We start from the raw sequence: 18019 nt of genomic DNA on the forward strand, positions 1-18019 counted from the left end.
AGGGCGAGCCACGCAGTGGCGAGTAATCCTCTATCACCGACCAATTCAGAAAAGCCAGCCTACGGGCTGGCTTTTTGCTGTCTGGAATTCAGCATTGTAGGCCTGATAAGCGAAGCGCCATCAGGCGGGATTGGTAGCCCACTTTCGGCAACGCCGGATGGCGGCGCAGGCGCCTTATCCGGCCTACGGCGATTTCGCCATTGGCAAAAAATGTGCATCACTTCTCACTGTTTGTTCACGTTTTTGTGACATATTCCATTGTCTTTTTTTATCTTTGCTTAAATTTTTTTTTGCGTTACTTATGGCTGAGCCCAGCATTTTCCGCTGTGCGTTTTAGCGTTCGTGATATTAATCGCTCAGATATGCAGCATTTCGTCAGAAATTTTTCACAATCTGCACAAACGTTAATCACCAAATGTTGCGAAATATGAAGCGATTAATTCTGGTGTTAACGGAGTAGCACAAATTTCCCTGCTGAAAATAGTCGTTTGAAGTTTTTTTAATCTTTGTTTGTGAATTCTCACCGTTGTTGTAAATCATGGTTGCCTGTATTGACGTTTTCACATTCTGTTGACAGATTGTAGGGCATGAGGGGCATTTCATGGAGAATCCGCACTGCAACTCAGGCGCTTATGTGAACGGAATCCCCATCCTCTTAACGCCGACCCGGCCGGGTAAAAAACAAAAAAGGCCAGGCGGTGCAAACCCACTGCAAAGGGTAAAACAACAACATCACATTTGGAGCAGAAGAATGAGTATTTCCTTGAAGAAGTCAGGGATGCTGAAGCTTGGTCTGAGCCTGGTGGCCATGACCGTCGCAGCAAGTGTACAGGCTAAAACTCTGGTTTATTGTTCAGAAGGTTCTCCAGAAGGCTTCAACCCGCAGCTGTTTACCTCCGGCACCACCTATGACGCCAGCTCAGTACCTATCTATAACCGTCTGGTGGAATTTAAAATCGGTACAACCGAAGTTATTCCAGGCCTCGCTGAAAAGTGGGATGTCAGCGAAGACGGCAAAACCTACACCTTCCACCTGCGTCAGGGCGTGAAGTGGCAGGACAGCAAAGACTTTAAACCGACGCGCGATTTCAACGCCGATGACGTGGTGTTCTCGTTCGATCGTCAGAAAAATGCTGAAAACCCGTACCACAAAGTGTCCGGCGGCAGCTATGAATACTTCGAAGGGATGGGGCTGCCAGACCTGATAAGCGAAGTGAAGAAAGTGGACGATAGCACCGTTCAGTTCGTGCTGACCCGTCCAGAAGCGCCGTTCCTCGCTGACCTGGCGATGGACTTCGCCTCCATCCTCTCTAAAGAATATGCTGACAACATGCTGAAAGCCGGTACGCCGGAGAAAGTGGATCTGAACCCAATCGGTACGGGGCCGTTCCAGCTGTTGCAGTACCAGAAAGACTCCCGCATTCTGTATAAAGCGTTTGATGGTTTCTGGGGCACCAAGCCGCAGATCGACCGTCTGGTGTTCTCCATTACGCCTGACGCGTCCGTGCGTTACGCCAAGCTACAGAAAAATGAGTGCCAGGTGATGCCGTACCCGAACCCGGCGGACATCGCGCGCATGAAGCAGGACAAAAACATCAACCTGATGGAGCAGGCGGGTCTGAACGTCGGCTACCTCTCTTTCAACACCGAGAAGAAACCGTTTGATGACGTGAAAGTCCGTCAGGCGCTGACCTACGCGGTGAACAAAGAGGCGATCATTAAAGCGGTTTATCAGGGCGCGGGCGTTGAAGCCAAGAACCTGATTCCGCCGACCATGTGGGGCTATAACGACGACGTTAAAGACTACAACTACGATCCAGAAAAAGCCAAAGCGCTGCTGAAAGAAGCGGGCCAGGATAAAGGCTTCACCGTTGAACTGTGGGCGATGCCGGTACAGCGTCCGTACAACCCGAACGCTCGCCGTATGGCTGAGATGATTCAGGCTGACTGGGCGAAGATTGGCGTACAGGCCAAAATTGTCACCTACGAGTGGGGTGAATACCTCAAGCGTGCGAAGTCAGGTGAACATCAGGCGGTGATGATGGGCTGGACCGGTGATAACGGGGACCCGGATAACTTCTTCGCGACCCTGTTTAGCTGCGCTGCGGCGAAAGACGGTTCCAACTACTCTCGCTGGTGCTACAAGCCGTTTGAAGACTTGATTCAACCGGCGCGCGCCACTGACGACCACAACAAGCGTGTTGAACTCTACAAACAGGCTCAGGTGGTGATGCATGACCAGGCGCCTGCGCTGATCATCGCTCACTCCACCGTGTACGAACCTGTGCGTAAAGAAGTCAAAGGCTATGTGGTTGATCCTCTGGGCAAACACCACTTCGAAAACGTCTCTGTCGAATAATTAAAAGCCAGGGGTGCCTGAGCACCCCATGCCCGGCGGCGCTGCGTTTGCACGAACCTACGATCGTAGGCCGGGTAAGCGCAGCGCCACCCGGCGTAATGCTTTACCCCACGGCGGTGTATGCCGTGGGATAAGATTTGTGAGCAATACAGACGCACTGTCACCAGGCGGCGCGTCATTAGAGAGAATCCGGGTTATGTTGCAGTTCATCCTCCGACGTTTGGGACTCGTCATCCCCACGTTTATCGGTATCACCCTTCTCACCTTTGCCTTCGTCCATATGATCCCGGGCGATCCGGTCATGATCATGGCAGGTGAGCGTGGTATCTCTCCTGAGCGTCATGCTCAACTGCTGGCTGAACTCGGTCTGGATAAACCGATGTGGCAGCAGTACCTCCATTACATCTGGGGGGTGATGCATGGCGATTTGGGCATCTCGCTGAAAAGCCGTTTGCCGGTGTGGGACGAGTTCGTGCCTCGCTTTAAAGCGACGCTGGAACTTGGCGTCTGCGCCATGATTTTCGCCACCGCAGTAGGAATTCCGGTCGGCGTGCTGGCCGCCGTGAAGCGCGGTTCCATTTTCGATCATACCGCTGTTGGCCTGGCGCTGACCGGTTACTCTATGCCTATCTTCTGGTGGGGCATGATGCTGATCATGCTGGTATCGGTGCAATGGAACCTGACGCCGGTTTCCGGGCGCGTCAGCGATATGGTGTTCCTTGATGACTCCAATCCGTTAACCGGCTTTATGCTGATTGACACGGCTATCTGGGGCGAAGAGGGCAACTTTATTGATGCTGTCGCGCACATGATCCTGCCTGCGATGGTGCTCGGTACGATACCGCTGGCGGTTATCGTGCGTATGACCCGCTCCTCCATGCTGGAAGTGCTGGGTGAAGATTATATCCGTACCGCGCGCGCCAAAGGTCTCACAAGGATGCGCGTCATCATCGTACACGCGCTGCGTAACGCGATGCTGCCGGTCGTGACCGTGATCGGTTTGCAGGTAGGGACGCTGCTGGCAGGGGCGATCCTGACCGAAACCATCTTCTCGTGGCCTGGCCTTGGCCGTTGGCTGATTGATGCGCTGCAACGACGCGATTATCCGGTTGTACAGGGCGGGGTGTTACTGGTAGCGACGATGATTATTCTCGTCAACCTGCTGGTCGACCTGCTGTACGGCGTGGTGAACCCGCGTATTCGTCATAAGAAGTAAGGGGCCATCATGTCACAGGTTACTGAAAATAAAGTTATCTCTGCACCGGTGCCGATGACCCCGTTGCAGGAGTTCTGGCACTATTTTAAACGCAATAAGGGTGCGGTTGTCGGTCTGGCGTATGTCGTCATCATGATCCTGATTGCGGTGTTCGCGAACGTCATTGCGCCGTATAACCCGGCAGATCAGTTCCGCGATGTGCTGCTGGCGCCGCCTGCGTGGCAGGAAGGCGGCAGTATCGCGCACCTGCTGGGAACGGATGATGTCGGTCGCGATGTGCTGTCGCGCCTGATGTATGGCGCACGTCTGTCGCTGCTGGTGGGCTGCCTGGTGGTGGTGCTGTCGCTGGTGATGGGGATTGTGCTCGGCCTGGTCGCGGGTTACTTCGGCGGCATTGTTGATAACATCATCATGCGTGTCGTCGATATCATGCTGGCGCTGCCAAGCCTGCTGCTGGCGCTGGTGCTGGTGGCGATCTTTGGCCCCTCTATCGGTAACGCCGCGCTGGCGCTGACCTTCGTGGCGCTCCCGCACTACGTGCGTCTGACCCGCGCCGCCGTGCTGGTGGAGGTGAACCGCGATTACGTTACCGCTTCCCGCGTGGCGGGCGCAGGCGCGATGCGCCAGATGTTCGTCAATATCTTCCCGAACTGCCTTGCGCCGCTGATCGTTCAGGCGTCGCTCGGTTTCTCTAACGCCATTCTCGATATGGCCGCCCTGGGCTTCCTCGGCATGGGTGCGCAGCCGCCGACACCGGAGTGGGGCACCATGCTCTCCGACGTGTTGCAGTTCGCACAAAGTGCCTGGTGGGTCGTGACCTTCCCGGGTCTGGCGATCCTGCTGACGGTGCTGGCATTTAACCTGATGGGTGACGGTCTGCGTGACGCGCTCGATCCCAAACTGAAGCAGTAAGAGGTTCGAGATGGCGTTATTAAACGTAGATAAATTATCGGTGCACTTCGGTGACGAAGGTACGCCGTTTCGCGCGGTAGACCGCGTAAGCTACAGCGTAAATCAGGGCGAAGTCGTTGGTATTGTCGGCGAGTCCGGCTCCGGTAAATCGGTTAGCTCGCTGGCGATTATGGGGCTGATTGACTTCCCGGGCCGCGTGATGGCGGAAAAACTGGAATTCAACGGTCAGGACTTGCAGCGCATCTCTGAGAAAGAGCGCCGCGATCTTCCAGGACCCGATGACCAGCCTGAACCCGTGCTACACCGTAGGTTTCCAGATTATGGAAGCGATTAAGGTGCATCAGGGCGGCAACAGGAAAACCCGTCGGCAGCGGGCGATTGACCTGCTGACTCAGGTGGGGATTCCCGATCCGGCGTCGCGTCTGGATGTCTATCCGCACCAGTTGTCCGGTGGGATGAGCCAGCGCGTGATGATTGCAATGGCGATTGCCTGTCGTCCGAAACTGCTGATTGCCGATGAACCGACCACTGCGCTGGACGTGACCATCCAGGCGCAAATCATCGAACTGTTGCTGGAATTGCAGCAGAAAGAAAATATGGCGCTGGTGCTGATTACTCACGATCTGGCGCTGGTGGCGGAAGCCGCGCATAAAATCATCGTAATGTATGCCGGACAGGTGGTAGAGACAGGGGCGGCGCACGATATCTTCCGCGCGCCGCGTCATCCGTATACGCAGGCGTTGCTGCGCGCACTGCCGGAATTCGCGCAGGATAAAGCGCGCCTGGCGTCGCTGCCGGGTGTGGTGCCGGGAAAATATGACCGCCCGAACGGCTGTCTGTTGAACCCGCGCTGCCCGTATGCCACGGATAAATGCCGTAGCGAAGAGCCGGATCTGAATCTGCTCGGCGATGGCCGCCAGTCCAAATGCCACTATCCACTCGATGATGCCGGGAGGCCCACACTATGAGTACGCACGAGGCCACCTTGCAACAGCCGCTGTTGCAGGCTATCGACCTGAAAAAACACTACCCGGTGAAGAAGGGGCTGTTTGCGCCCGAGCGCCTGGTAAAAGCGCTGGATGGCGTATCGTTCACCCTTGAGCGCGGTAAAACGCTGGCGGTCGTGGGCGAGTCCGGCTGCGGGAAATCCACGCTGGGCCGCCTGCTGACGATGATTGAAACGCCGACTGGCGGAGAACTGTATTATCAGGGGCAGGATCTGCTCAGGCACGATCCGCAGGCGCAAAAACTGCGTCGGCAGAAAATCCAGATTGTGTTCCAGAACCCGTATGGTTCGCTGAACCCGCGTAAGAAAGTGGGGCAGATTCTGGAAGAGCCGCTGCTGATCAACACCTCGCTCAGCAAAGAGCAGCGTCGTGAAAAAGCGCTGGCGATGATGGCGAAAGTCGGCCTTAAAACCGAGCATTACGATCGCTACCCGCACATGTTTTCCGGCGGCCAGCGCCAACGTATTGCTATCGCCCGCGGTCTGATGCTTGACCCGGACGTGGTGATCGCCGATGAACCGGTCTCCGCGCTGGACGTTTCCGTGCGCGCGCAGGTGTTGAACCTGATGATGGATTTGCAGCAGGAGCTGGGGCTGTCTTACGTCTTTATCTCGCACGACCTGTCGGTGGTCGAACACATTGCCGATGAGGTGATGGTGATGTATCTCGGCCGCTGCGTGGAGAAAGGGACGAAAGAGCAGATCTTTACCAACCCGCGCCATCCGTATACGCAGGCGCTGCTCTCCGCGACGCCGCGTTTGAACCCGGATGACCGCCGCGAGCGCATCAAGCTGACCGGCGAGCTGCCAAGCCCGCTGAATCCGCCGCCGGGCTGCGCCTTCAACGCCCGTTGCCGTCGTCGCTTTGGCCCCTGCACCCAGTTGCAGCCGCAGCTTAAAGATTACGGCGGTCAACTGGTGGCCTGTTTCGCCGTCGATCAGGATGAGAACCGACAGCAATAACTGTTGGTTATTGCCTCATAACCGGAGCCTTGTGCTCCGGTTTTTTTATATTCCTTTTTTGGCTCCACAATGTGAGTCCATCGGCAGAACATTATCCCATAGCGACTAGAATGTAAGCAGATTTCTGATTGCCACAGAAATATCTGGAGCCAACGTGGTCACGATACGCTGGGATATTAAAACAATCGATCGTCTGTCTATGGTTGAGGATGTCCTCAAGGAGTTTTCCTGCCGCGATATTAATATTATCTCCATGAAGGTCACGCCGGGTCGGATTCTGATTAAATCCTGGTGCCGCCATTTGCAGGATATTTCCAGCGTCCAGACCTGCCTCAATCAACATGCCGACATTATTAATGTCGCTTACCTCTCAGAGAATCTTTCTGAACTGACCACGCCCGAACTGACGCGACCGCGCTATTTCTCCGACATTATCTGTAGCAGCCAGAGTATGCAGGTGCTGATTGAAAAAGCGCTAAAAATCGCTGACAGCAAATATACCGTCCTGATCCGTGGTGAGACTGGCACGGGTAAAGAGTTGCTGGCGCGCGCCATTCATAATTCCGGGCAGCGGCGCTTTTATCCGTTTATCCCCGTCAACTGTTCAACGCTGCCTGAGGCATTGATGGAGAGCGAACTTTTTGGTTATGAAAAAGGGGCGTTCAGCGGTGCGGACGGCAGAGGGAAAAAAGGGTTGTTTGAAATGGCGGATAAGGGAACGCTGTTTCTTGATGAATTTGGCGAAATGCCGCTGAATTTACAGGCCAAGCTGCTGCGGGTGCTTCAGGACGGCGGCATCCGCCGCGTCGGCGGGGCGCAGGTGATCCCGGTTAACGCGCGTATTATTGTCGCCACCAACGCGAACCTGGAAGAGATGGTCGAACAGCGACTGCTGCGCGCCGATCTCTGGTATCGCATTAACGTACTGACGCTCACGATTCCGCCGTTGCGCGAGCGTCCTTCGGATATCACTTTACTGATTAGCCATTTTGTACAGAAATATGCCAAAGAGTTTCAACGGCGGCTGATACTGGACAAAGCCTGTTTTGAGTCACTGCGTCACCACCACTGGCCGGGCAACGTTCGCGAACTGGAGAACACCATTATCCGTCTGATGCTGATGTCAGAAAGTGATGTCATCACCTGCGATGATTTGGGGCTTTCAACGGTGTCACAAGCGTTGCCGGGGCATCCCGACCGCCCCTTCAAAGAGCAGGTGCAACATGCTGAGCGGCAGCTGATTGAGCAGATGGTGGAAGAGAATGTCTCCTCCCGGCATATCGCAAAAGCGTTGGGGGTTTCGCACACGACGGTGCTGAATAAAATACGTAGCTACCAACTGGAAGGGGTGAGTTAAGCGCCGCCAGGAACCGACGGCGCACGGAACGCGTTATTCAATCAGCTTCAGGAGCGGCGACAGGCACAGCAAAATCCCATACAGCAGAATCAGCCAGGTTTTCAGGCCGCGCAGTTTTTCCAGTTGCGTGACTTTATAGATCAGGAAAAAAGGGATGATGCACGACACAATGCCGTACAGCGGGCTACCCAACTGGAAGAACACCAGCACCGAGACGCGGAACGATACCCAAATGACCAGCGTGATAACGATAAAGGTACAGATGCCAAGCGTCAGCGCCAGCGGATTGATCTTCTCCACGTCGATAACCCGGCTCAGCACGTTGAGAATGATGCCCTTGATCGCTTCATGAAAACCCAGGTAAATACCGAAGAAGGCGGTGAGAACCGCAAAGATATTCAGTACCGTTGAGGTGAAATGAATGATCTGTCCGGGAATGACCTGCGCAGCCAATGCCAGCGCGGAGATATTCTGCTCAAAGGCGGAAACGGCTTCTTCGTGGCTGATGGAGAAGGTAAACGAAAACGAGAAGAACAGGATCACGGCAATCAGCGTGATATAGCTGATGCGGTGGGTACGAATGGCCATGCGCGTCGCCAGCACTCTGTCGGCTTCTCGTTTGCGGTAGGCAATGTTCATTGGGTTCAGTACCTGAATAAACACCGCCGAGAAAAAACAGAAGGGGACGGTGAGCAGCACATCGCGGAAGAAGACCGACGCCTGCGGGAAGGCCGTAATATTGCTGAAGTTCCAGTGCGGAATCATCGCGAAACCGAAGATCAGGATGATGCCTACTTTCACCACCACCATAGGGCCGGAGATTTTAAACAGCAGCTTTTCTCCACCGGAGGCGATAGCGACCAGTACGGCGAAGATCGCCACTTTATAGAGGATGGACTGCGAGAGATCGGCATCGGTCAGACCGAAGGTTTTAATGTACGACGCGCTGTCGAAAACCACGGATAAAGAGTAGATAAAAATGCCGTGGATAATCATCAAAAAGTAGATCACGCCGAGGAAGACGCCCCAGTTTTTCCCCAGGTAATGACTGATAATATCGGTGTAGTCATTACAGGTTTCACTTTCTGATAACGTCTTTAAGTAAATATCCTGCACGATATAGGTTGCGGGGTAGGCGATAATAAACGCGGTGATAAAGACCCAAATTCCTTTTAGCCCAATCTGTACCGGCATCAGCACCGTTCCGGCGCCAATGGCCATGCCGATACATAACAGCACCCAGCCAAAATCGTATTTCGTAAACGGTAGTTTTTTTGAGAACGCTGCGGTGGTCGCTTTACTGTTGCTTAATTGTAATGTGTTGTCCTGCATAGAGCCCCCTGCCCAAAATACGCGTCACCCCGGGAAGGATGATGCGTATAGCCAGGCCGTTGTGCCTTGATTCTCAACAGCCGGAGCCGACGCAGGCCAGCTCCGACCGTAATGGTCAGAATGTCGCCTTTCTGATGGCGTGTTCAAGGTCGTTAATAATATCTTCTGGATCTTCAAGACCCACAGAAAGACGGATTAGCCCGTCGGTAATACCTGCTTTAAGCCGTTCCTCTGGCGCAACAGGCGAATGTGTCATAGACGCAGGGTGCTGAATGAGGGTTTCGGTATCACCGAGACTGACCGCGAGGAGGCACAATTCTACCGAATTGATCATGCGTCTGCCAGCCTCCAGGCCACCCGCGATTTCGAAGCTGATAATGCCGCCGGGCAGGCTCATCTGGCGTCTGCCAAGTTCATACTGCGGGTGCGAAGGAAGCCCCGGATACCAGACGTGGGTAATCTTCGGATGGCTTTCCAGGAAACGGGCGATTTTCAGCGCGTTCTCGCAGTGGCGCTCCATGCGAATCCCCAGCGTCTTCACGCCGCGCAGCGTCAGCCAGGCGTTAAAGGGGCTCATGCAGCCGCCGGTGATATCCTTCAGCCCGATAAACCGCGCCTGATCGATAAACTCCTGCTTGCCGACGATGACCCCGCCAATAACATCCCCGTGTCCGTTGATGTATTTCGTGACGCTGTGAACCACGATATCGGCTCCCTGGAGCAGGGGTTGCTGGCAGTACGGCGACATAAAGGTGTTATCCACAACCAACAGCACGCCCCGCTGATGGGCGATCCCGGCGACCGTTTCGATATCGACCAGGGAGAGCGTTGGGTTGGCGGGCGTTTCGATGTACACCACTTTGGTTTCCGGGCGGATGGCTTCGCGGATCTCATCCGGGTTGGCGGCATTAACGAAACTCACGTCAATACCGAACTTCGGTATGCTGTGCGACAAAAATGCGTGCGTGCAGCCATAAATCGCGCTGGCTGAGACAATGTGATCGCCCTGCTCACAGAGCGTCAGCAGCGTGGTGGTGATGGCGGAAATGCCGGACGCGGTCGCCAGCGCCGCTTCGCCTCTTTCCAGTACCGCCAGCTTTTTCTCCAGCGCGTCCGTCGTGGGGTTGCCCAGGCGGGTGTAAATGTACCCGGACTCTTCGAGCGCAAAGCGGGCGGCCCCCTGTTCGGCGCTGTCGAAAACAAACGTCGACGTCTGGAAGATTGGCGTACTGAGCGCGCCAGTTGAAGGATCGGGTTGTTGCCCCGCGTGAACGATCTGGGTGTTGAATCCGTAAGTACGACAGTCAGACATGATATCTCCTTTGATTCGGAACAGAACAGCTCACACTCAAATAGCAATCGCTGTGCCAGAAAAGGAGTTTTTATATATCAAAGAGTTAGTGGGTTTCGTTTTTTACGGGTCGTCAGAAAAGTTGCCAGCTGGCAAGAATCTTTCCAGCGTGTTGCAGCGCTTGCGCGAGTTTTGCCGGATGGCGACAAAAGCGTCTTATCCGGCCTACAAATCGGCATAATTTCAGGAGATTGTGCCTGACCTGTAGGCCTGATAAGCGTAGCGCCATCAGGCCTTTTTCGTTTACTGCGGATAAGGCACCCAGTCGCCGCCGTTCAGACGCACATACGGTTTACCCTGATACTGGATAACCACCGCGTTGGCGTTTTCAGCGACCGGTGCGGTCTGCGGCAACCCACGGGTGAGCTGATCCCAGTTGACGTTGTCTTCGACAAACAGTTTGCCGTCAAGGGCGCGCACCACCAGTTCGGAAATCGCCAGGTAGCTGCTCGGCTGATCAATCTCAATCGATGCGCCCTGATGAGGCGTTTTCATACCGAAGAATTTCACCGCTGCCGGTACGTTGGTGATCGACGGGCTGGGGATGTCGCGTAGCCCGGAAACCTGCATTCTGTCGCCTTTGAGCGCGCCGCCGTGTTCCGGGACCATCACCACCATCACTTTACGGCCCGATTTCTCCAGCTCGGTAAAGAAGGCGTCCAGCTCATCGAACAGCTTTTGCGCGCGAATTTTGTAATCCGCCGTTTTGCTGACGCCAGGGAAGTGGTTCCCGTCGTGCAGCGGCAGCGTGTTATAGAACGTTGCGCTACGCGAGTTCTGATCTTTCTCGGTGGTTTCCAGCCAGCGGTTGAGCACGGCGGTGTCGTCATAAACCGGAGAACCGTCAAAGCCCAGCAGCGTGACGGGCAGCCCTTTTTGATCCATCAGCTCCGTCTGCATACCGCCATTCTCACGCACTTCTTTCAGGAAGCCGCCGAATTCGCCGTTATGACCCATCATCAAATGCTGCGTGAAGCCCAGCTTCGACAGGTTATCAAACAGGTAGCAGTCGTTGCCTGCCGGTTGATACAGATTCGTGTGCGACGACTGGCCGCAGCTGGCGCGCAGCAGGCGGATCGCCGCCGGGCCGCTGTAGGAGGTGGCGGAGTTAAAGTGCTTAAACAGAATATCGAAATGCGACCATAACGGATGTGACATCAGGCCTGCGGCTTCAACATCAGACCACGAGAGGGAACAGATGTTGATCACCAGCAGTTCAAACGGCTGCGCATCGGCCGGCAGCGCCGTCGGGAACGGCGTTTTTCGTTTTTCTTCTGCGTTATAGAAGGTGTTCAGCCACGCGTTCAGATTGGCTGAGGTCGGAGGCGCGGTCTGCGCCGGGATATCGCCGACCACCGGGGTGTCTCCTGCCGTTGCGACCGTCGCCGCCGCAGAGCCGCCGGTGGTCGTCACCGTGTCGGTCGGCTGGCCGCCAGGCCACAGCGTAAAGACTGGCCCTGTCAGCGTCAGCACGTTCAGCCAGATCATAATGGCGACAACAAAAAGAGTGACCCGAATCCACTGCGATAAAAACAGCCAGGCGACGAGCAGCACAAACACGGCGCCGATCATCTGCCAGTTGATAAAGCGAGTCACCAGATCGAGCATATAGTCCGCGCTAAAACCCGCGACCTGCGAGCCCTGACTGATAATGCTTTGTGGGCCAGGCAGCCAGGTGTCATGCCAGAAAAGCGCAAAGCCGATTGGGATAGCGACCCAATGGCGCAGGCGGTGCAGGCTGAGTTTGGGGACTGGCATTAACAAAAAGGCCATGAAGACCAGGTTCTGCAACGGATGGAAGTTGAGATATCCCGCCCAGAGCAGGCCAAACTTTACCAGAAAGTAGAAATTCCAGCCTGCAAGGCCGCGCCAGTATTGCCAGAGAGGTGAAGGCATGGATGAGGTTTGAGTATGCTGAGTCATTTTTTGTCTGCCTTGACGTTTGTTGCACGGCGCAAGGTTCCGGCGGGTTTTACATAACGGGGTCTGGCGAATAACAGTCGGGCTGTGTTACGGATGCGGCGAAGCGAATGGCGCGCCAGATAGCCCAGAGGAAAAAAGATCAGCGCGCAAAAGACGATGATCTGGATGATATCGTTGACGTTCATCATTGTGGGCGCTCCACGCTGTCATCCAGCAGTCGTAAGGGTTCGGGAATACGTCGCCAGACTCGCCCGTCATGCTCGGCATTGAGCACAGGGTTCGGCCCCTGAGTCAGCGGCAGCGGTGTGCCCCACAGTTCAGGCGACAGCAGGCGCATTTGCACGAGTTCAGCGCTGATTTGGTTATCTTCGAACCAGACCATGCGGTTGGAAAAGATATCGCCGGTCGGCAGCGGGAAGATATGGTTCAGCGCAGTGTCCAGATCGTTGACCCGACAGAATGATAAAAACAGCACCAGCCGGTTGCCGCCGATAGTCATGATATCGCCGGTACGGTTTGGGCGGCAGAGCGTCAGCGCCTGCTCGATGCGGATACCCGGCACCGGGCGCAATGCGACCATCACGCCTTTCCCGTCAGCGGGCAGCAGCGTGTTGCTCATCATGTTATGTACGGCTTCGCAGAAGACGTCCCATGTCTGGAAACCGCGCAGCTTCATGGGCTGCGTCATCGACAGGAGTGTGGCGATCTCTTCCGGGACGTAGCGGCTGAATTGCTGTCCCTGCACGCTTTCAATCAGCGTCAGGCAGCGGGAAAGCGGCGCATTCCACGGAATAACCATATTCGCGCCGCAGCCTAACAGCAGTCGCTCGTCGGTCGCCCGCAAACTGGCGAGATTTTCGCGGACGATAATTTTCAGCGCGCTTCCGCGCTGGCGGCGCAGCGTATGGATATTTCGCGCCATGGGTTCGATTTGGCTATTTTGCGTCAGGGAGAAGATGATCGTCGCCGCCTGCGCAGTTCGCGCCTCGTTGAACAAGGTTTGGTTATTATCAAAAAGCGCCCAGTGTTCCGACAGCGGCGGAGCGCCTTCAAGAACGGCGATATTGCTGAGGATGCGTTTTTCGTCGCTGCGCGGCTGAATGTTCGCCTCTTCCTTGTGAGCCAGCTCCCAGTGCGCATCTTTATGGCGCAGCGTCAGTTGTTGCCGGGCGCTGACCCCTTTTTCACTGCACCAGAACGCGATGTCGAACAGATGCTGGTCGCCCTGAAAACGTAAGCTGGCAAGGCCGAAAAGCGAACGGTACTCCCCCATCAACAGGGAGAACTGTTTGTCATTATTATTTCCAGGGTTAATAACCAGAAGCGAACAGTGATGGAACCGGGTCCATTTATTCATTTTTTCCAGCCACTGATGAAGGCGTTCCCCTGATATATTTTGCCAGGCGTTATTCGCGCAAAGAAGAATGAAAAAGTAATGTGTAGGATCAACAGAACAAAGCAAATCGCGGGGCAAAAAGTATAACCCCTTTTCAGAATCCGGCATTGAAAATAACTGGATTTTTTCCGGGCCGTGAGATTCATCTAATTTGATTAATTCACCCGGATCGCTGCCCATACAAATGACCGCGACTTTCGCGTTCCCTGCCTGCGAGGCAATCGTTTGATTCACCAGGCTGATGGCATCTTCATTGCGATCAGCGTCAACCCACCAGACACCGCCGGCAGGCATGTGGCGTAGTTCATCCCATAATGATGAGATGCCGATAGAAAATACGGGGTCCACAGCGTCCCTCTTGTCGCTATTTTATCTGTTTATCAGTTTACTAGCGAAAGCTCAGAAATAAACCTAACATTGAAATTAAAACACATCAGATTTAGCATATGAATCAATTCGGCGGGCAGGAAGCCTTGCGACCTCGGTCATGGTGTTTTCTTTACTCTTACAGTTTGCGTAACGGAAAGGCGAGAAATGAACGATCCCCTGCATTGAAGATTAACAGTGAAGAGGGGGGGATGCTGCCAGAAAAATTGTCTGAAGCATGGTGAGTATATTCAAAAGGGACACAATACAGAATGTATAACAACAACGAACCTGACTCTCAGTTTGATTCAGCATTGGGCTATACCTTTCAAAATGATTTTCTGGCGTTAAGTCAGGCTTTCTCCTTGCCCGAAATAGACTATACCGATATTTCCCAACGCGAACAGCTGGCTGCGGCGATTAAACGTTGGCCTTTATTGGCTGAATTTGCGCAACAACCATCATAAGGGAGTCAGGGATGTCCATTCTGGGATTGCAGGGCGTGCGCGGCGGTGTAGGCACCACATCAATCACTTCGGCGCTCGCCTGGGCGCTGCAAATACTCGGGGAAAATGTGCTGGTCGTTGATGCCAGCCCCGATAACCTGCTGCGTATGTCATTCAATGTCGATTTTGCCCATCGCGACGGCTGGGCCAGGGCGCTACTGGACGGTAAAGACTGGCGCGATGCCGGACTGCGTTATACCACCCAGCTCGATCTGCTGCCGTTCGGACAGCTTACGGTGGAAGAACGGGAGAATCCTCAGGAATGGGCGGAAAAGCTGGGAGCTATTTGCGCTGGCCTGCGCGAACTGAAAGAGAGCCGACGCTATTCGTGGATTTTGCTGGATCTTCCCCACGGCGTCTCACCGCTGACGCAACAGTTGGTCAGTCTCTGCGATCATACGCTGGCGGTGGTAAAAGCGGACACCAATTGCCATATCCGGCTGCATCAACAGGCGCTGCCCACGGGCGCGCATATTCTGATTAACGATTTACGCATTGCCAGCCAGTTGCAGGACGATCTGTACCAGGTCTGGCTGCAAAGCCAGCGTCGTTTGCTGCCGATGGTGATCCATCGCGATGAAGCGATGGCGGAGTGTATGGCTTCGAAACAGCCGCTGGGCGAGTACCGTGGCGATTCGCTGGCGGCAGAAGAGGTGCTGACGCTGGCAAACTGGTGTTTGCTGCACTATGCGGGCAATCGCGCCCCTGCCGGGAGCGCATCATGAACATCCTGACCCGGTGGCTTCTCATTCCGCCGGTCGGCGCACGCCTGAGCGAGCGCTATCAAGGGTATCGCCGTCATGGCGCGTCGCCGTTCAGTGCGATGCTGGGCTGCCTGTGGGTGATTCTGGCGTGGACTTTTATTCCGCTTGAGCATCCGCGCTGGCAGCGCATTCGCGCGCAGCATAAAGCGCTCTATCCGCATATTAACGCCAACCGACCGCGTCCGCTGGACCCGGCCCGCTATGCCATTCAAACGCTCTGGTTGATGGCCTTCTCGCCGCGTAAAGAGAAGAAGGTCGAACCGCGCTGGCGGTCGCTCTCCCGCCTGCTGGGCGTGCGCGGTCGCTATCATCAGTGGATGGACACGCTGCCCGACCGCGTCAGTAAAAAGACCACGCATCTGGAAAGCGAAAAAGAGCTGGGCCATCTTAGCAACGGGGTGCGCCGCTTTATCCTCGGCGTCATCGTCACTTTTTCCCTGATTCTGGCGATCATCTGTATTACCCAGCCGTTTAACCCGCTGTCGCAGTTTATCTTCCTGATACTACTGTGGGGCGTCGCGCTGCTGGTGCGGCGGATACCGGGGCGTTTCTCCGCCCTGATGTTGATCGTGCTGTCGCTGACGGTGTCATGCCGTTATATCTGGTGGCGTTATACCTCGACGCTAAACTGGGATGACCCGCTGAGCCTGGTTTGCGGGCTGATTTTGCTGTTTGCGGAAACCTACGCCTGGATTGTCCTGGTGCTGGGGTATTTCCAGGTCGTCTGGCCGCTTAACCGCCAGCCCGTGCCGCTACCGAAAGAGATGGCGCAGTGGCCGACGGTGGACATTTTTATTCCGACTTACAACGAAGACCTCAGCGTGGTGAAAAACACCGTTTACGCCTCGTTGGGCATCGACTGGCCGAAAGACAAGCTGAGCATCTGGATTCTTGACGACGGTGGGCGCGAAGAGTTCCGCCAGTTTGCCCAGACCGTCGGCGTACAGTATATCGCCCGTACCACGCATGAACACGCCAAGGCCGGCAACATCAATAACGCGCTGAAATACGCGAAAGGCGAGTTTGTCTCGATCTTTGACTGCGACCATGTCCCGACACGCTCGTTCCTGCAGATGACGATGGGCTGGTTCCTGAAAGAGAAAAAGCTCGCCATGATGCAGACGCCGCACCACTTTTTCTCGCCGGACCCGTTTGAACGCAACCTCGGTCGTTTCCGTAAAACGCCGAACGAAGGCACGCTGTTTTATGGGCTGGTGCAGGATGGCAACGACATGTGGGATGCGACGTTCTTCTGCGGATCGTGCGCGGTGATTCGCCGTAAACCGCTGGATGAGATTGGCGGCATTGCCGTTGAGACCGTGACCGAAGATGCGCATACCTCGCTGCGCTTGCACCGTCGCGGCTACACCTCGGCCTATATGCGCATTCCACAGGCGGCAGGTCTGGCGACGGAAAGCCTGTCCGCGCACATCGGACAGCGTATTCGCTGGGCGCGCGGCATGGTGCAAATCTTCCGTCTGGATAACCCGCTGTTCGGCAAAGGCTTAAAGCTGGCGCAGCGTCTGTGTTACGTCAACGCCATGTTCCACTTTTTATCGGGTATTCCACGGCTCATCTTCCTGACGGCGCCGCTGGCTTTCCTGCTGCTGCACGCCTATATCATCTATGCGCCCGCGCTGATGATTGCGCTGTTTGTGTTGCCGCACATGATTCACGCCAGCCTCACCAACTCGAAGATTCAGGGGAAATACCGCCACTCCTTCTGGAGTGAGATCTACGAAACGGTGCTGGCCTGGTATATCGCGCCGCCGACGATGGTGGCGCTGATCAACCCGCATAAAGGGAAATTCAACGTTACCGCGAAAGGCGGGCTGGTAGAGGAAGAGTATGTCGACTGGGTGATTTCCCGGCCCTATATCTTCCTGGTGCTGCTCAACCTGCTGGGGGTCGTGGTGGGCGTCTGGCGTTACTACTACGGCCCCGCCAACGAAATACTCACGGTGATCGTCAGTCTGGTGTGGGTTTTCTATAACCTGATCATTCTGGGCGGCGCGGTGGCGGTTTCTGTGGAAAGTAAGCAGGTACGCCGGGCGCACCGCGTTGAAATCTCCATGCCGGCGGCCATTGCCCGTGAAGATGGCCACCTGTTCTCATGCACCGTGCATGACTTCTCCGACGGCGGCCTGGGGATTCGGATCAACGGGCAGGCGCAGGTGCTGGAAGGGCAAAAGGTTAATTTATTGCTTAAACGCGGCCAGCAAGAGTACGTCTTTCCTACTCAGGTCGTGCGCGTGCTGGGCAATGAGGTTGGGCTGCAATTGCTGCCGATGACCACGAAACAACATATCGACTTTGTGCAGTGCACATTTGCCCGCGCGGATACGTGGGCGCTCTGGCAGGACAGCTTCCCGGAAGACAAACCGCTGGAAAGCCTGCTGGATATTCTGAAGCTGGGCTTCCGTGGCTACCGCCATCTTGCGGAATTTGCTCCGTCTTCCGTCAAAGTAATTTTCCGTTCTCTGACGACGCTGGTTTCCTGGATTGTGTCGTTTATTCCGCGTCGCCCGGAGCGGCAGCCGGATCAGGTGATGGCTCAACAATGATGAT

Annotated in this window: 14 protein-coding genes and 1 pseudogene; 10 read left to right on the forward strand and 5 right to left on the reverse strand. The window is 55.3% G+C overall.

Annotation, left to right across the window (positions count from 1 at the left end; all coding sequences use genetic code 11):
- Positions 1-751 precede the first annotated feature (751 nt).
- The 7 genes and pseudogenes from dppA (at position 752) to OGV79_RS02350 (ending at position 7813) form a co-directional block, all read left to right on the forward strand.
- On the forward strand, positions 752-2359 hold the full coding sequence (gene dppA, locus OGV79_RS02320) for a dipeptide ABC transporter periplasmic-binding protein DppA (RefSeq protein WP_012135678.1): 1608 nt from the start codon (positions 752-754) through the stop codon (positions 2357-2359).
- Between the two features lie 196 nt (positions 2360-2555).
- Positions 2556-3575, forward strand: a complete 1020-nt coding sequence (gene dppB / locus OGV79_RS02325; protein WP_012135677.1) for a dipeptide ABC transporter permease DppB — start codon at positions 2556-2558, stop codon at positions 3573-3575.
- Positions 3576-3584: 9 nt separating this feature from the next.
- Positions 3585-4487 carry a dipeptide ABC transporter permease DppC gene (gene dppC, locus OGV79_RS02330; protein WP_012135676.1) on the forward strand — a complete coding sequence of 301 codons (903 nt, stop codon included), beginning with the start codon at positions 3585-3587 and terminating at the stop codon, positions 4485-4487.
- A 10-nt stretch (positions 4488-4497) separates the two neighbouring features.
- Positions 4498-5065 (forward strand): annotated as a pseudogene (locus OGV79_RS02335) (ATP-binding cassette domain-containing protein); the annotation flags it as partial.
- An 18-nt stretch (positions 5066-5083) separates the two neighbouring features.
- Positions 5084-5455, forward strand: a complete 372-nt coding sequence (locus tag OGV79_RS02340) for an oligopeptide/dipeptide ABC transporter ATP-binding protein (RefSeq protein WP_353622150.1) — start codon at positions 5084-5086, stop codon at positions 5453-5455.
- On the forward strand, positions 5452-6456 hold the full coding sequence (gene dppF / locus OGV79_RS02345) for a dipeptide ABC transporter ATP-binding subunit DppF (RefSeq protein WP_012135673.1): 1005 nt from the start codon (positions 5452-5454) through the stop codon (positions 6454-6456). The genes OGV79_RS02340 and dppF overlap by 4 nt, the downstream gene beginning before the upstream one ends.
- Positions 6457-6610: 154 nt before the next feature.
- A complete protein-coding gene (locus OGV79_RS02350; protein ID WP_024131046.1) occupies positions 6611-7813 on the forward strand; it encodes a sigma-54 interaction domain-containing protein in 1203 nt (400 codons plus the stop codon).
- A 33-nt stretch (positions 7814-7846) separates the two neighbouring features.
- On the opposite strand, the gene OGV79_RS02355 is transcribed toward OGV79_RS02350, so the two are convergent.
- From OGV79_RS02355 to bcsE, 5 genes are all read right to left on the reverse strand, one after another.
- Positions 7847-9145 carry an aromatic amino acid transport family protein gene (locus OGV79_RS02355; RefSeq protein ID WP_283316761.1) on the reverse strand — a complete coding sequence of 433 codons (1299 nt, stop codon included), beginning with the start codon at positions 9143-9145 and terminating at the stop codon, positions 7847-7849.
- Positions 9146-9260: 115 nt separating this feature from the next.
- Complete coding sequence (gene megL, locus OGV79_RS02360; RefSeq protein ID WP_012135669.1) at positions 9261-10457, reverse strand: methionine gamma-lyase; 1197 nt, start codon at positions 10455-10457, stop codon at positions 9261-9263.
- A gap of 282 nt (positions 10458-10739) precedes the next feature.
- Positions 10740-12419: a cellulose biosynthesis protein BcsG gene (gene bcsG, locus OGV79_RS02365; RefSeq protein ID WP_049009740.1), complete on the reverse strand. Its 1680-nt coding sequence runs from the start codon at positions 12417-12419 to the stop codon at positions 10740-10742.
- Positions 12416-12607 (reverse strand): cellulose biosynthesis protein BcsF, encoded by a 192-nt coding sequence (gene bcsF, locus OGV79_RS02370; protein ID WP_012135666.1) that lies wholly within the window; start codon positions 12605-12607, stop codon positions 12416-12418. Before bcsF ends, bcsG begins: the two co-directional genes overlap by 4 nt.
- On the reverse strand, positions 12604-14163 hold the full coding sequence (bcsE, locus tag OGV79_RS02375) for a cellulose biosynthesis c-di-GMP-binding protein BcsE (protein ID WP_112001424.1): 1560 nt from the start codon (positions 14161-14163) through the stop codon (positions 12604-12606). Before bcsE ends, bcsF begins: the two co-directional genes overlap by 4 nt.
- A 290-nt stretch (positions 14164-14453) precedes the next feature.
- Between bcsE and bcsR the strand changes: the two genes are divergently transcribed.
- The 3 genes from bcsR to bcsA are packed head-to-tail and all read left to right on the forward strand — an operon-like array spanning position 14454 to position 18015.
- Positions 14454-14648 (forward strand): cellulose biosynthesis protein BcsR, encoded by a 195-nt coding sequence (gene bcsR / locus OGV79_RS02380; protein WP_012135663.1) that lies wholly within the window; start codon positions 14454-14456, stop codon positions 14646-14648.
- A gap of 11 nt (positions 14649-14659) precedes the next feature.
- Positions 14660-15412: a cellulose biosynthesis protein BcsQ gene (gene bcsQ, locus OGV79_RS02385; protein ID WP_012135662.1), complete on the forward strand. Its 753-nt coding sequence runs from the start codon at positions 14660-14662 to the stop codon at positions 15410-15412.
- Entirely contained in the window at positions 15409-18015 is a 2607-nt protein-coding gene (gene bcsA / locus OGV79_RS02390; protein WP_012135661.1) for a UDP-forming cellulose synthase catalytic subunit, read from the forward strand. The genes bcsQ and bcsA overlap by 4 nt, the downstream gene beginning before the upstream one ends.
- Positions 18016-18019: the final 4 nt, after the last annotated feature.

This window comes from Citrobacter sp. CK185, from assembly GCF_030333565.1.
GTDB classification, from domain to species: Bacteria; Pseudomonadota; Gammaproteobacteria; order Enterobacterales; family Enterobacteriaceae; genus Citrobacter_B; species Citrobacter_B koseri.